The organism is Comamonas sp. GW821-FHT11H03, from assembly GCF_058807955.1.
Map to the genome: position 1 here is coordinate 322,811 of NZ_JBXARF010000004.1, position 13,250 is coordinate 336,060.

Annotated in this window: 12 protein-coding genes and 1 pseudogene; 7 read left to right on the forward strand and 6 right to left on the reverse strand. The window is 62.9% G+C overall.

The annotated features are described in order from the left end of the window. The first annotated feature begins 137 nt into the window (after positions 1–137). The 3 genes from AC1RTQ_RS11990 (at position 138) to upp (ending at position 2,935) form a co-directional block, all read left to right on the forward strand. Complete coding sequence (locus AC1RTQ_RS11990; RefSeq protein WP_492875971.1) at positions 138–1,034, forward strand: enoyl-CoA hydratase-related protein; 897 nt, start codon at positions 138–140, stop codon at positions 1,032–1,034. A gap of 182 nt (positions 1,035–1,216) precedes the next feature. Continuing rightward, the gene (locus AC1RTQ_RS11995; RefSeq protein WP_492875973.1) at positions 1,217–2,191 is read left to right on the forward strand and encodes a threo-3-hydroxy-L-aspartate ammonia-lyase; all 975 of its coding nucleotides are present in this window, start codon (positions 1,217–1,219) and stop codon (positions 2,189–2,191) included. Between the two features lie 111 nt (positions 2,192–2,302). Further along, the gene (upp, locus tag AC1RTQ_RS12000; protein ID WP_003053872.1) at positions 2,303–2,935 is read left to right on the forward strand and encodes a uracil phosphoribosyltransferase; all 633 of its coding nucleotides are present in this window, start codon (positions 2,303–2,305) and stop codon (positions 2,933–2,935) included. A 124-nt stretch (positions 2,936–3,059) separates the two neighbouring features. Here upp and AC1RTQ_RS12005 read toward each other — a convergent pair whose 3' ends face one another. Both AC1RTQ_RS12005 and AC1RTQ_RS12010 read right to left on the reverse strand, forming a co-directional pair. After that, positions 3,060–4,157 carry a DUF6817 domain-containing protein gene (locus AC1RTQ_RS12005; RefSeq protein ID WP_492875975.1) on the reverse strand — a complete coding sequence of 366 codons (1,098 nt, stop codon included), beginning with the start codon at positions 4,155–4,157 and terminating at the stop codon, positions 3,060–3,062. Positions 4,158–4,161: 4 nt separating this feature from the next. Beyond that, a complete protein-coding gene (locus tag AC1RTQ_RS12010; protein ID WP_492875977.1) occupies positions 4,162–4,962 on the reverse strand; it encodes a MetQ/NlpA family ABC transporter substrate-binding protein in 801 nt (266 codons plus the stop codon). A gap of 292 nt (positions 4,963–5,254) precedes the next feature. On the opposite strand from AC1RTQ_RS12010, the pseudogene AC1RTQ_RS12015 reads away from it, so the two are divergent. Next, a pseudogene (locus AC1RTQ_RS12015) lies at positions 5,255–6,009 on the forward strand (hypothetical protein). A gap of 18 nt (positions 6,010–6,027) precedes the next feature. Here AC1RTQ_RS12015 and AC1RTQ_RS12020 read toward each other — a convergent pair. Both AC1RTQ_RS12020 and AC1RTQ_RS12025 read right to left on the reverse strand, forming a co-directional pair. Next, positions 6,028–7,902, reverse strand: coding sequence for a hypothetical protein (locus AC1RTQ_RS12020; protein WP_492875979.1), 1,875 nt, complete (start codon positions 7,900–7,902; stop codon positions 6,028–6,030). A gap of 130 nt (positions 7,903–8,032) precedes the next feature. Continuing rightward, complete coding sequence (locus AC1RTQ_RS12025) at positions 8,033–8,737, reverse strand: YebC/PmpR family DNA-binding transcriptional regulator (protein WP_003053809.1); 705 nt, start codon at positions 8,735–8,737, stop codon at positions 8,033–8,035. Between the two features lie 186 nt (positions 8,738–8,923). Here AC1RTQ_RS12025 and AC1RTQ_RS12030 point away from each other — a divergent pair, with 186 nt between their 5' ends. Further along, positions 8,924–10,066 (forward strand): PQQ-dependent sugar dehydrogenase, encoded by a 1,143-nt coding sequence (locus tag AC1RTQ_RS12030; protein ID WP_492875981.1) that lies wholly within the window; start codon positions 8,924–8,926, stop codon positions 10,064–10,066. A 7-nt stretch (positions 10,067–10,073) separates the two neighbouring features. On the opposite strand, the gene AC1RTQ_RS12035 is transcribed toward AC1RTQ_RS12030, so the two are convergent. Then, a complete protein-coding gene (locus tag AC1RTQ_RS12035) occupies positions 10,074–10,499 on the reverse strand; it encodes a virulence factor MviN (RefSeq protein WP_492875983.1) in 426 nt (141 codons plus the stop codon). 134 nt (positions 10,500–10,633) lie between these two features. On the opposite strand from AC1RTQ_RS12035, the gene AC1RTQ_RS12040 reads away from it, so the two are divergent. Both AC1RTQ_RS12040 and AC1RTQ_RS12045 read left to right on the forward strand, forming a co-directional pair. Continuing rightward, positions 10,634–11,863, forward strand: coding sequence for a nucleoside recognition domain-containing protein (locus AC1RTQ_RS12040; RefSeq protein WP_492875985.1), 1,230 nt, complete (start codon positions 10,634–10,636; stop codon positions 11,861–11,863). 62 nt (positions 11,864–11,925) lie between these two features. Beyond that, positions 11,926–12,543: an HD domain-containing protein gene (locus AC1RTQ_RS12045; RefSeq protein WP_492875987.1), complete on the forward strand. Its 618-nt coding sequence runs from the start codon at positions 11,926–11,928 to the stop codon at positions 12,541–12,543. A gap of 6 nt (positions 12,544–12,549) precedes the next feature. Here the strand turns inward: AC1RTQ_RS12045 and AC1RTQ_RS12050 are convergent, their stop codons facing one another. Next, positions 12,550–13,203 carry a flavin reductase family protein gene (locus AC1RTQ_RS12050; RefSeq protein WP_492875989.1) on the reverse strand — a complete coding sequence of 218 codons (654 nt, stop codon included), beginning with the start codon at positions 13,201–13,203 and terminating at the stop codon, positions 12,550–12,552. Positions 13,204–13,250 lie beyond the last annotated feature (47 nt).

The window sequence follows — 13,250 nt, forward strand, 5'->3', positions numbered from 1 at the left end:
TCACCAGCTTCTCTGCCAGCCGCTCCATTGCACCCAGAAAGGAACGGCTGGCACTGCGGGTTTGACCCAACCCGATTCTTCTGTCTGCAGTCGCGAGTGCGACTGGCCCGGCCGATGCCGCAAGACACCATGCCGGCATGCCCCATATCTCTGACGACACCTTGCTGACCGCGGGTCTGAGCAGCTTTCGCCTGGACCTGGTCGACCATATCGCCCATCTGGTGCTCAACCGCCCCGATGCCTTCAACACCCTGAACCCCAGATTCTGGCAGGAGCTGGACCTGGTGCTGGATACGCTGCAGCGCAGCGGCCAGTCGCGCGCCCTGGTCATCAGCAGCACGGGCAAGCATTTCTGCGCCGGCATGGCACTTGAGACCTTTGCCGACCCCGACTTTGCGCCCAATGACCGCACGCCAGAGGGCCGCGCCGCCATCATCGACACCCTGGCCCAGTTGCAGTCCACCTTCAACAAGATTGAAGCCCTGCGCATGCCGGTGATCTGCGCCATTCAGGGAGCCTGCGTGGGTGGAGGGCTGGATCTGGTGGCCGCTGCCTGCATACGCTATGCCAGCGCCGAGTCCTTTTTCTGCGTGCAGGAGATCAATATCGGCATGACCGCCGACCTTGGCAGCCTGCAGCGCCTGCCCAAGCTGATGCCGCTCGGTATCGTCAAGGAGCTGGCCTACACCGGCCGCCGCATGACTGCCCAGGAGGCCGCCAGCCACGGTCTGGTCAATGCTGTCTATGAGACTCCCGAAGCCGCCGTCACCGCAGCTCTCGCCTGCGCGCGCGAGATTGCGGCCAAGCCGCCCGTGGCCATCTGGGGCAGCAAGCAGGTGATCAATTACGCACGCGACCACAGCGTGAGCGACTCGCTGCAGCAAATGGGCTGGGTGCAGAGCGGCATCTGGAGCAACCGCCATGTCATGGAGGCCGTGAGTGCCATGCAGGCCAAGCGCGCCGGCGACTTCCCCCCGCTGGAGCCGCTGCAGGCGTTTGCACCGACACCGCCTTCAGCGGGCGATCGCTCCTGATTGAATAGCTATCAGCCCTTCGCAATAAAGGGCTGCATGCCTTTTCTTCTCGTATTTCTCTATCTTCTCGATGGTCCGCTGGCCGCCATCGACATGTAGCTGAGCAGCAACGCAGCGATTCGGGCCGGAGTGGACCATGCGCCGTTATCATGGGTTCAGTCACCACCTCAGCCTGTCCTGCCATGAGCACAAACACCGCCCCCCTGCCCACTTTTGACGATGTCGTGGCCGCTGCCCAGCGCCTGCAGGGCGTAGCCCACCGCACGCCGGTGCTGACCAGCCGCACCATGGACGAACAACTGGGTGCGCGCCTGTTTTTCAAATGCGAGAACCTGCAGCGCATAGGCGCTTTCAAGTTTCGCGGTGCCTATAACGCTCTGGCCCAGTTCACGCCCGAGCAGCGCAAGGGCGGCGCCCTGGCCTTTTCCTCCGGCAACCATGCCCAGGCCATTGCCCAGGCGGCCCAACTGCTGGACATGCCGGCCCTGATCGTCATGCCCGAGGATGCGCCAGCCTCCAAGATGGCGGCCACGCGCGGCTATGGCGCCCAGGTCGTCACCTACAACCGTTTCACCGAAGACCGCGAAGCCATCGCCGACAAGCTGGCGACCGAGCGCGGCATGACGCTGATCCCGCCTTACAACCACCGCGACGTGATTGCCGGCCAGGGCACGGCCGTCAAGGAACTGCTGGAGGAAGTGCCGGACCTGGACTATCTGTTTGTCTGCCTCGGCGGCGGCGGTCTGCTCTCGGGCAGTCTGCTGGCCGCCAACGCCCTGGCTCCGCAATGCAAGGTGATCGGGGTCGAGCCGGAAGCCGGCAACGATGTGCAGCAGTCGCTACGCGCCGGCCATATCGTCAAGATCGATACGCCGCGCACCATTGCCGACGGCGCCCAGACCCAGGCACCGGGCGATCTGACCTTTGCCATCATCCAGCAGCGCGTGAACGAGGTGCTGACCGTCAACGACGAGCAATTGGTCCAGGCCATGCGCTTTTATGCCGAGCGCATGAAAATCGTGGTCGAACCCACGGGCGCACTCTCGCTGGCGGCCGCCATCAGCGGTGGTCTGCCGCTCAAGGGCAAGCGCGCGGGCATCGTGATCAGTGGTGGCAATGTGGATTTAGAGCGTTTTGCCAGCCTGCTGTCCGAGTGACAGCGAAAATAGCGTCTGTTGCGGCCCGGCCCGCATCCAACTGATCCCAATTTTGCAAGCACGAGCCCGCCACAAGCGGGCCTGCTTGCCTTCACCACAAAGACCAAGAACATGAGCACTTTGCATTTGATCGACCACCCTCTGGTCCAGCACAAACTGACGCTGATGCGCCGCAAGGAAGCCAGCACCAACAGCTTTCGCCGCATGCTGGGCGAGCTGTCCACCTTGATGGCCTATGAGCTGACGCGCGACTTCCCGCTGCAGGACATCGAGATCGAGACGCCCATGGAAAAAATGACGGGCAAAGTCATCGACGGCAAGAAGCTGGCCCTGGTCTCCATCCTGCGTGCAGGCAACGGCTTCCTGGACGGCATGCTCAACGTGGTGCCCGGCGCCCGTATCGGCCACATCGGCCTGTACCGTGACCCCGAGACACTCAAGCCCGTCGAGTACTACTACAAGATGCCCGAAAACATGGGCGAGCGCGACGTGATCGTGGTCGACCCCATGCTGGCCACCGGCAACTCGGCCGTGGCCGCTGTGCAGCAGCTCAAGGACAAGAGCGCGCCCAAGTCCATCAAGTTCATGTGCCTGCTGGCCGCACCCGAAGGCGTGAAGACCATGCAGGCCGCCCACCCCGATGTGGACATCTACACCGCCGCCGTGGACCGCGAGCTGGACAGCCATGGCTACATCCTGCCCGGCCTGGGTGATGCGGGCGACCGTATCTTCGGCACCAAGTAAGCGGCTTCTGCCTCAATCGAAAACCCCCGGCAGCCGCCAGACTGCCGGGGGTTTTCTTTGCCTGAAACCTGCTCTATAGCAGCAGCGCCTGGCGAACAGACGCCTGAGCCTCGGCTGGTCAGCGCTAGCGCAGCGCCATATTGTTGAGCTTGTCCAGCCGCGCAGGCCAGCTGCCCTGCCGGGCCGACTGAAGCAAGATACGCGTCCAGGCAATCCAGGCATCCCACTGCACGCGCTTGTCCCAGGCATTGCCCCAGGTGCAAAAGCATTGCAGCGCGCTCTCGGCGGCCCGAGCGGCCTCGGCGCTGCGGCCCGCGCTCAGGTATAGCTGGGCCAGCACCATCTGCGGCTCGCCCACCCAGGGGTTGAGGGTCACAGCCTGCTCCAGCGTGGCGGTGGCAGCGTCCAGATCGACCAGCGGCTGATCGAGCTGAATCACCGACCAGTACAGCGCCACCGCCGCAGCCTCGTTGCCCGCGCTCAGCAACTGGCTGCAGCTTGCAAACACGGGCGGCAGCGGCAGCTGGGTCTTGAGCGCAGGATGCTGCAGCGCATGGCCCAGGCCGCTGATCTGGCTGAGCATGCGGCTGCTGGGGCGCATGGGGCCGGGCCACAGCGACGCCGCCCAGTGCACGGCCTGCTGACGACTGTGGTCCACGGCCGGGAAACGCGAATAGATGTCTTCCTGCCAGCTAAACCACTGCTCCATGCTATCGGCCATGCTGACGATCGCGAATACAGCCACTTCATAGGCCGTGAGCCTGAGGGTCTCGCGCGGCTCGGGGCCGTTGCGCTCGATCTGCAGGCTGCCGTCGGCTCCCAGCTCGCCAGCCAACAGCTTTTGCACGAACTGGGTACGGCTCATGGTGCAAAACAGGTAGACCAGATGCTCGGCCTGCTCTCCGACCAGGCACTTGAGCTGCTCGCGCTCGTTGCCGGCATCGAACTTGACCAGATCGACAAAGGCATTGCCGTAGACACTGTGCAGCAGACCCAGCTGGCGCACCTCCCTGGGTTGCTGCCATAGCGCCAGAGAGCGCGCCACGCCTGCCAGATGGTGGCGAAAAGTGCCGGCCTTGTGCCAATCCTGGCCTACGCCGCGCTCCAGCACCACGGGCAGAAGCGACGCCAGATCGGCGTCACGGCTCAGCCATTCCTCGTCCAGCAAAGTCTTGGCGCGCTCGAACAGCGCCTCATCCAGTTGATTCCAGGGCTGATTCATGCGCTCACCATGCGGTGGTGTAAGCACCCTTGAAGGTCTTGTCCACAAAGGCCTTGACCTCAGGTGACTGGTAGGCCTTCACAAACGCCTGCAGGCCTTTGCTGTTTTCATGACCGGCACGCGTGACGATGAGTACGGTCACATAAGGCGTGTTCACATCTTCCAGCGCCAGCGAGTCGCCCTGAGGGGACAGGCCGGCCGCCACGGCATAGCTGCTGTTGACGGCCGCGGCATCCAGATCATCAAGGGCACGGGCCAACTGGGCGGCTTCGAGCTCGACAAACCTGAGCTTTCTGGGGTTGGCCGTGATGTCCAGCACCGAGGCGCGCGCACCGGCATCGGCCTTGAGCGTGATCAATCCCTGCTTGGCCAGCACCATCAGAGCACGCGAGCCATTGGTGGGATCGTTGGGAATGCCCACGCGCGCGCCGCTCTTGAGATCGGCCAGCTTTCTGACCTTCTTGGAGTACACGCCCATTTGCTGGTTCACGGCCTTGGCCACGGGCACCAGCTTGTAGCCACGGTCCTTGTTCTGGGCATCGAGGAAGGGCTGGTGCTGGTAGATGTTGGCGTCGAGATCACCGGTGGACAGCGCCGCATTGGGCTGGATGAAATCGCCAAACTCCACCAGCCTGACCTTCAGGCCCTGCCTGGCTGCAACCTGCTTGGCCACTTCGGCAATCTGGGCGTGGGGGCCGGCTGTCACGCCAACGGTCACAGCCAGATCCTGGGCCTGGGCCAGCAATGCGGCAGGTACAAGGGCGGCAACCGCCAGGGCTTTTACGAGAGAACGTTTGTGCACCATGGGCACCTTTCAAGACAAATCCGGGAAACTCAGGTCCGCCGAGCATGAGCACACTCAGGGACAGCAGCTTGAAACTTAACGCATAAAGCAAACCTCAGCAGCCAGGCTGGGGCCCTCCCCCATCACAAAGCGGGATGGCTGACAGCGCGGCTCGGAAAATATCAATAAAACCAGCTCAGTCCCTTACCTATCAAGAGATGATAGCTATCAAAACAGGAATACTTAAAGCACATCGCAGGCTTGACATTGAACTGCACTTCAAGCTTGAGTTGGGAGCCACAGGAGACTCCCCGTGCCTCGTCGCATTCTTCACGTCCTCAGCAACGTCGCCCGTTACGATGACCCTGCGGAGCCCAGCGGTCTGTGGCTGCCAGAGCTCAGCCATGCCTGGGAGGTCTTTGCACGGCGGGGTTACGCGCAGCACCTGGTCAGCCCGCCGGGCGGCCACTCGCCGCTGGAGCCGCGCTCGCTGAAATGGCCAAACCGGGATGCCACGGCCAAGTCATGGCTGGCGGATGCAGCGCGCATGGCCCTGCTCTCCAACACGGTCGCCCCTGATGCCGTGGACGCGCAATACTTTGATGCCATTGATTTCACCGGTGGCCATGCCGTGATAATTGACAGGCTCAAGGCCGGCAAGACACCTCTGGCCCCCGTGCGTGACGACCGTCTGCGCACCCTCATCTGGACGCCTGATGCTTACGGCCAGACCTGGCATCTGCCGTGCGACGATGAGCGTCCCAGCACAGGCAGCTGATCTGCTGGGCCAGCCAGAGCTTTGGCCGCTCTTGCAGGTTTTCCCGCCATCGCCTGCTGCCCCACTGGACACTGAGCGCAGCCGGCCTGATCTCCAAGCCCGTGGCAGAGCTGCGAGAGCTGCTGCCCCGCTAAGCCCACGACAATCTGTTTGACTTCAGAGAGTTCAAGCAGGCATTTCCGGGGTTTGCCGTTACCAGCTACCGGCAGGGGCTGGCGCTGATTGCCAATGAATTTCAGCAAAATCAGCAGGCATCCCTTACCCAGCCTGAGAAAGCAGCTATCAAATAAGAATCAATAGCTAAAAAGCTACCAACTCAGCGCCTGGGCCAGCTGCTCGGCCCGGGTTTGCTCGCGCGGACTCGCCACCGAAGCGCGCAGGATGGCTCGGCTTGCGCCCTGATCAACGATCCAGAAGACGACGCGCTTGACGGGAGCTGCGCCCGGCCTGCTCTCCTGCGGGCTCACTTCAAACGTCCATTCGCGACCTTCAGGCCGGCGGTCCCTGGAGCGCGTCTGCGCAGTGAAGCTGCGCTTCTTCAAGCTCTCTGCCTTCAAGCGAAACTGCTTTTCCAGCGCGGTGCGAAGCAGCTTTTCCTGCGCCTCGTCGGACTCGGGGATCTTCAGCCCCGTGGTCAGACCCAGCAGTTGCCCAGTCATCAGATCCCGGTACATCATGCGCTGCGAATCCTTAGGCTCTTGCAGATGAAAGCCTGCTGCACGCATGGGCAGCACCATGCCGGTGCGCCGATTTTCCAGATCGGCCACCTGCGGGTCCTGGGTCTGCACCCAGATGTTCTGCAGCCCGCCTGCATTGCGCAGGTACTGGCGCATCAGTCGAGCGGCATCGGCGTCGCGGCCCTGCTGCGCCGCCAGCTCGGCCCCATATTGCTGAGCCTGGTCCACCAGCTCGGACTCCAGCCTGAACAGGCTGACATAGGGCCAGGCCTGCAGAGCCCGATCCAGATAGCGGCTGGCCTCGGCTTGCTGACCGGCCTTGAAGGCCGAGATGCCAGCCACCGTATTCAGGCGCGCCAGCTCGGCGGGGAACTGGGCATCTACCAAGGCCGCGCGGGCCAGTTGACCGGCCCTGGACCAGTCTTCATCGACCCGCCAGGCACTGGCCACCTCGCGCTCCTGGCGCGGTAGCTCTGGCGGCAGCTCGGGCGCTTTGGGCCATTGCATGGCCTGCCACAGCTGGGGTAGCTGCAGCAGCGCGCTATCACGCTCGCTGTCCATTTGCTCGGCGTGCAGGCTCAATTTCCAGTTGCCGCGCACCAGCCCCCAATCCAGATGCAGGATATCGGGCCTCCCCTCTTCTCTTTTCTCGCGGCTGGCCTGCTGACTTTGCACAGCGTCGGCGAACGGCAAGGCCGGCAGCCTCAGCCCAGGCTCTGGCATCTGCTCGCGTGCAAAAATGCCATGCTCCTGCTGCAACGACTTCTGCCTGGCTGCAGCGTCCATGTCTTTAAGACCCTCGTCATAACCGAGCCGCATGCGGACCCGCAAGCGCCTGCCATCGGGCTTCAGATAGACGTACTCCAGGTTCGCGGAGTCGTTGCGATCCCTGGCCGGCTCCAGCTGGACCAGTACCCAGCGCCCCTGCACCAGCGGCACGCTGAGCTGCGCGGCCTGGTAGTGCAGTTGCTTGTGTTCCGCATCCCACTGCCACAGCGGCGCAAAAGCCTTGGACTCCTGCCGGAGCACCTGCAGATAGCGAGCCAATGCCTCCTGATCGCCAGCCATCATGGCGGCCGTCAGGCCCCGCTGTATCAGCGCCTGCATCTGACCGCTGACCGGGTCGTAGCCCTCGGCTGCGGCCAGAGCCATCATCTGGTCGGTCTGCAACACGGCCTGCGCGTACTGCCCTTGCTGATAAAGCAAGGTGTAGAGCAAACCGGAGGCATCGAGCTGCTCGTAAGGATTGCCGCGTGGCAGCGTCATGTCCAGCAGCTTGCGCGACTGGGCGATGGCATCGTCCCAGCGTTTGGCCTGCGCGGCCTCGACCACGGCACGGCGCAGCCTGAAAAAAGGCAAATCCTGTTCGGCAGGCGAATCCGCCTGTCGCGCAACCCCCGTCAGCCTTTCAGGCTCGGCCGCCTGTGGCGCAGGGCCCGCCAGCAACAAGGCCACCGCCATAGCGGTCAGGGAAACAGGCGCGGGAATGCGAGGTAAAAAAACCATGAAGTCGATCCACAAGACAGTTCAGCAGGCTTGCAGTATAGAAAGCGGCTGCCGGGCCGCCGACCGGGGGCGACTCGGGGCAAAAAAAGAGCGACCCCGGGGCCGCTCGTTTTGCCATGCAGCGATGACTTCAGTCCACCAGACCTGCGTAGACATGCTGCACATCGTCGTCGTTTTCCAGACCGGCCAGGAATTCCTGCACTTCTTCCTGCTGCTCGGCAGACAGGCTGCTCATGCTGATGGGGTTCTTGGCCTTGTAGCCCAGCTTGACCGACAGCACCTTGATGCCTTGCGCGGGCAAAGCCTTGCTCACGGCGTCCAGATCGGCAATATCGGTGATGAACAGGGTGGTGCCCTCTTCTTCACCCGCTTCGAAGTCTTGAGCGCCGGCTTCGATGGCGGCCATTTCGACGTCGGCACCGTTTTCAGGCTCGCCTTCGATCATGCCCACATGGTCAAAATCCCAGGCCACGGCGCTCATCTGGCCCTTGCGGAAGCAGACACGCATATTGGGAGCCGTGCGATTGGGATTGTCGGTCAGACATTCCACCATCACGGGCACACGATGAGGGGCATAGCCCTCAAACAGCACGCTGGAATAGTTCACTGCGTCGGCACCAACGCCGGCGCCCTTCTTGATGGCGCGATCCAGCGTGTCCTTGGGCATGGAGGCCTTGCGGGCCGCTTCCACCGCCATGCGCAGGCGCGAGTTGGCAGCAGGGTCACCGCCGCCCAGACGGGCTGCAACCATGATTTCCTTGACCAGCTTGCCAAACAGCTTACCCTTGGCATCGGCGACCAGCGCCTTGCCCTTTGCTTTCCATTGCGCGCCCATGGCTGCGTTCCTTGTTGAATGTTGTCAAAACCCGCGCTATGCACACGCAAGCCGCCCGCCAAAATATCGGCGAGCAAAAGCCGGATTTATACACCTGCGCGCAATCTTTTGTCGGCAAACTGCATCAAGTCCGGGTCATAAATACAGGCAAACAGCAAGCGGCTGACCGCCCATCCAGGAGAAAAAATGCATCGCATCCCCATTCACGCCCTCGCCTGCGGCGCGCTGGCTCTGTTCGGTTCGCTGGCCCAGGCGGCCACCGAGCTGGGCACGCAAACCGTGGCAACGGGGCTGGAGCATCCTTGGGCACTGGCCTTTTTGCCGGACGGACGCTATCTGGTCACGGAGCGCCCCGGCCGCATGCGCATTGTGGAGGCCGGAGGCAGGCTCAACACCCCTCTCAAAGGTCTTCCCACCATCGCCGTCGCCGGGCAAGGCGGCCTGCTGGATGTGGTGCTGGACAGCGACTTTGCCAGCAACCGCCAGCTCTATTTCTGCTTCTCGGAACCGGGGCAGGGAGCGGACCGGGGCAAGAACAGCACGGCCCTGGCCAAAGCCCGACTCTCGGCCGACGCCGGCTCTCTGGAAAACGTGCAGATTCTGTTCAGCCAGCGTCCCAAGATCGATTCGGCCCTGCACTTCGGCTGCCGCATCGTGGAACGCAAGGTGAACGGCAAACCCGACGGCTCGCTGTTTCTGACGCTTGGAGAGCGCTACAAGGCCATGCAGGAGGCCCAGAATCTGCAGACCCATCTGGGCAAGATCGTGCGTGTCAACAAGGATGGCAGCGTGCCTCGCGACAACCCCTTTGCGGGCAGGTCCGATGCACTGAACGAGATCTGGAGCTATGGCCATCGCAACAGCCAGGGTGCCGCACTGGGGCCAGGAGACGAGCTCTGGATGACAGAGCATGGCCCGCAGGGCGGCGATGAACTCAACCGCATCGAGCCGGGCAAGAATTACGGCTGGCCCGTCATTACCTATGGCGAAAACTATGGTGGCGGCAAGATTGGTGCCGGCATCACCGAAAAGGCCGGCATGGAGCAACCCCGGCATTACTGGGTACCGTCCATCGCCACCTCGGGGCTCGCCTATCTGAGCAGCGAACGCTATGGCGTGGCCTGGAAAGGCTCCTTCATCACGGGTGCACTCAAGGCCATGCAGCTGCAACGCCTGCAGATTGCCGATGGCAGGGTCACCGCCACCGAAGTGCTGCTGCCGCGCCTGGGCCAGCGCGTACGCGATGTGCGCCAGGGTCCGGACGGTCTGCTGTACCTGCTCACCGATTCATCCAATGGGCAATTGATGCGCGTGCTGGCAACACCTTGAGCTCGGATCAGCGCAGCACACCGCGGCTTTTGAGCCGGTAGAGATAGCCCACTATGCAGAGCCAGAAAACGGCCTCTCCCAGCCACAGGCCCGGAGACAGCATATTGACCTGCCTGCCAAGCCTGCCTACATACCAGAACATGCCAGCCTGGCTGACCACGCCGAGCACCACGTAAAGAGCGCCCAGAAGCAAAGCCGCACGATTTCGCGTCCACAGCAGCCACACCAGCGTGAAGCACATGGCCGAGTTCAGCGCCAGCATGGCCTGCAGCACCAGCGCCCACTGAATCCTGGCGGCAGTACGCCAGCCGTCGGAAAAATCGGCGTCCAGCAACATCCATCCGCTCATCAGGCCAAGATAACCGAACAGGCACATCAACAGGGCCAGCCCCTTGCCATAGGGCTGCGCCCAGAGAACTTGCTTTGCTGTCATCCGACCAATGCCCCTGTCTGATTCAAAACATCTGAGGGCCCGCCATGCTCACCCGGGCAACCAAGGAGCCACAGTGTGCCATCGCGCCCCTGGTTTCGCGCCACAATCGGCAGCAGTACAAAACAGGCGCTCATATGCTCAATGCCTTGTGGCTCGGCTTTTTTCTCGTGGCAGCAGTGGCTGCGCTCGCGCAATGGCTGCTGGGCGGTCAAGCCCAGGTGTTCTCATCCATGGTTCAGGCCCTGTTCGCCATGGCCAGGCTGTCGGTCGAAGTGATGGTGCTGCTGTTTGGCACGCTCACGCTGTGGCTGGGCTTTCTGCGCATTGCAGAAAAGGCAGGCGTGGTCGAATGGCTGGCAAAAATGCTGGGCCCGCTGTTTGCCAAGCTCATGCCCGAGGTGCCGCGTGGTCACCCAGCACTGGGCCTGATCACATTGAACTTTGCCGCCAACGGGCTGGGGCTGGACAACGCGGCCACGCCCATGGGTCTCAAGGCCATGCGTGCTTTGCAGGAGCTGAACCCGCAGCCCGACACCGCGACCAATGCGCAGATTCTGTTTCTCGTGCTCAATGCCTCGTCGCTGACGCTGCTGCCGGTCACCATCTTCATGTACCGCATGCAGCAGGGTGCGGCCGATCCGACGCTGGTCTTCCTGCCGATTCTGCTGGCCACTTCCGCCTCTACACTGGTGGGCCTGTTCAGCGTGGCTCTGGTGCAGCGACTGCCCATCTTCAGCCCTGTGGTGCTGGCCTATCTGTTGCCCGTGGCGCTGGCGCTGGGCGCTTTTATGGCGTTTCTCACCACGCTCAGCGCGGCGGCACTGGCCCAGCTGTCATCGCTGATGGGCAACCTCACGCTGTTTATGCTGATCGTGCTGTTCGTGGGTCTGGGCGCACTGCGCAAGGTCGCCGTGTACGACAGCTTTATCGAAGGTGCCAAAGAGGGCTTTGATGTCGCCAAAGGCCTGTTGCCCTATCTGGTCGCCATGCTTTGCGCCGTGGGCGTGTTTCGCGCTTCGGGTGCCCTTGAATATGCGCTGTCAGCCATCCGCTGGGCAGTAGATGCCCTTGGCGTGGATGCCCGCTTTGTCGACGCCCTGCCGACGGCACTGGTCAAGCCTTTTTCTGGCAGCGCGGCCCGCGCCATGCTGATCGAGACCATGCAGGCGCAGGGCGTGGACAGTTTTGCGGCTCTGGCTGCAGCCACGATTCAGGGCAGCACCGAAACCACGTTCTATGTGCTGGCCGTGTACTTTGGTGCCGTGGGGATTCAGCGCGCGCGCCACGCCGTGCCCTGCGCCCTGGTGGCAGAGTTGGCCGGCGTGGTCGCCGCCATCGTGGTTTGCTATCAGTTTTTTGGATAAAACCCAGAACTGACAAGCATCACAAGCCGTTTTGCATCAAATCCGCTAAAAAGGCCAGAGCCATGGACTCCACAGCAGCCCTGTTTCAATCATCTTGGCAGCGCACGTGGCAAGCCCTGGGGCTGACGCCGCCCACAGATCTGCTGCAACGCCTGCTCGCGGCCTGGGCCGAACCTCAGCGCCACTATCACACCCAGCAGCATCTGGCCGAATGCCTGAGCCAACTCGACTGCGTCTGGGCACAGGCCCAGCGGCCCGGCGAAGTGGCAGTGGCACTCTGGTTTCACGATGCCGTCTACGACATCAAGGCCGGCAACAACGAGTTGCGCAGCGCCGACTGGGCGGCACAGGCACTGCAGGCCTCGGGCGCGCCCGAGGCCTGCTGGCGGCAGGTGCATGAGCTGATCATGGCGACCTGCCACAAGACCACGCCAGCCGATGCCGATGCCCGGCTGCTGGTCGATATCGATCTGGCGATTCTGGGAGCCGACCCCGCTCGTTTTGCCGAATACGACCGCCAGGTCGCTGCCGAATACGCCTGGGTGCCGCGTCTGGTCTATGGCTTCAAGCGCAAGCAGGTGCTGCGCGGCTTTCTGGACCAGGCCTTCATTTATGCCACGCCGCACTTTCGGCAACTGCTGGAGGCCCAGGCCCGCAGCAATCTGCAGCAGATCACCTGAACCGATCTACATCTCGTCGATGACCGTGCTGGCCGTGGCGCTCAGCGCGAGCGCCCTGCCCTCATGGGCCTCGACGGCAAAGCGGTCGCGGCAGTTGACGTAGAAGCTGGCCCCGAAACGCCCCACGGGGAAGAACTCCTGCAGACGCACCCGCCATTTTTCGGTGTCCACCAGCCCTTCACGCACGGCCAGCCATTGAACGCGGCCGATAAAGACATAGCGGCTCTCGGTCTCCAGCGTCTCGTGCAACACGCATTCAAAGGCCACCGGCGCCTGGGCAATGCGCGGCGGCTGCACACTCTGCGACGGAGTCGCCGTCAGTCCTGTGTGCAGCAACTCGCTGTGCTCGGGCGGCAGACTGTCACCGCAACGGTGCATGGCGGCGGCCATGGCCTCGTCGGTGATGTGCACCACGAATTCGCCCGTGCGCAGGATGTTGGTGGCGGTGTCCTTCTGCACCATATCCTGGCGCTTGTTGACGCTGAGCATGACCACCGGCGGGTCCTCGCCCATCATGTTGAACATGCTGAAAGGCGCCGCGTTCACCGTGCCATCGCCACCCAGCGTAGTCACGAGTGCAATCGGGCGCGGCACGATCAGGCTGGCCATCAGCTTGTAGCGGGCATAGGTGTCCAGTTGCGCAAAATCAATTTCGGTCATTGCAGTCTCTCCCGGCCTTTGCGGCAGCTCTCGCCCTGGCGGCGGAT

What these genes read in the sequence shown, in the direction of transcription:
- AC1RTQ_RS11990 (WP_492875971.1), top strand. Translation starts at nt 138, where the DNA reads ATGCCCCATATCTCTGACGACACCTTGCTGACCGCGGGTCTGAGCAGC.
- AC1RTQ_RS11995 (WP_492875973.1), top strand. Translation starts at nt 1,217, where the DNA reads ATGAGCACAAACACCGCCCCCCTGCCCACTTTTGACGATGTCGTGGCC.
- upp (WP_003053872.1), top strand. Translation starts at nt 2,303, where the DNA reads ATGAGCACTTTGCATTTGATCGACCACCCTCTGGTCCAGCACAAACTG.
- AC1RTQ_RS12005 (WP_492875975.1), bottom strand. Translation starts at nt 4,157, where the DNA reads ATGAATCAGCCCTGGAATCAACTGGATGAGGCGCTGTTCGAGCGCGCC.
- AC1RTQ_RS12010 (WP_492875977.1), bottom strand. Translation starts at nt 4,962, where the DNA reads ATGGTGCACAAACGTTCTCTCGTAAAAGCCCTGGCGGTTGCCGCCCTT.
- AC1RTQ_RS12020 (WP_492875979.1), bottom strand. Translation starts at nt 7,902, where the DNA reads ATGGTTTTTTTACCTCGCATTCCCGCGCCTGTTTCCCTGACCGCTATG.
- AC1RTQ_RS12025 (WP_003053809.1), bottom strand. Translation starts at nt 8,737, where the DNA reads ATGGGCGCGCAATGGAAAGCAAAGGGCAAGGCGCTGGTCGCCGATGCC.
- AC1RTQ_RS12030 (WP_492875981.1), top strand. Translation starts at nt 8,924, where the DNA reads ATGCATCGCATCCCCATTCACGCCCTCGCCTGCGGCGCGCTGGCTCTG.
- AC1RTQ_RS12035 (WP_492875983.1), bottom strand. Translation starts at nt 10,499, where the DNA reads ATGACAGCAAAGCAAGTTCTCTGGGCGCAGCCCTATGGCAAGGGGCTG.
- AC1RTQ_RS12040 (WP_492875985.1), top strand. Translation starts at nt 10,634, where the DNA reads ATGCTCAATGCCTTGTGGCTCGGCTTTTTTCTCGTGGCAGCAGTGGCT.
- AC1RTQ_RS12045 (WP_492875987.1), top strand. Translation starts at nt 11,926, where the DNA reads ATGGACTCCACAGCAGCCCTGTTTCAATCATCTTGGCAGCGCACGTGG.
- AC1RTQ_RS12050 (WP_492875989.1), bottom strand. Translation starts at nt 13,203, where the DNA reads ATGACCGAAATTGATTTTGCGCAACTGGACACCTATGCCCGCTACAAG.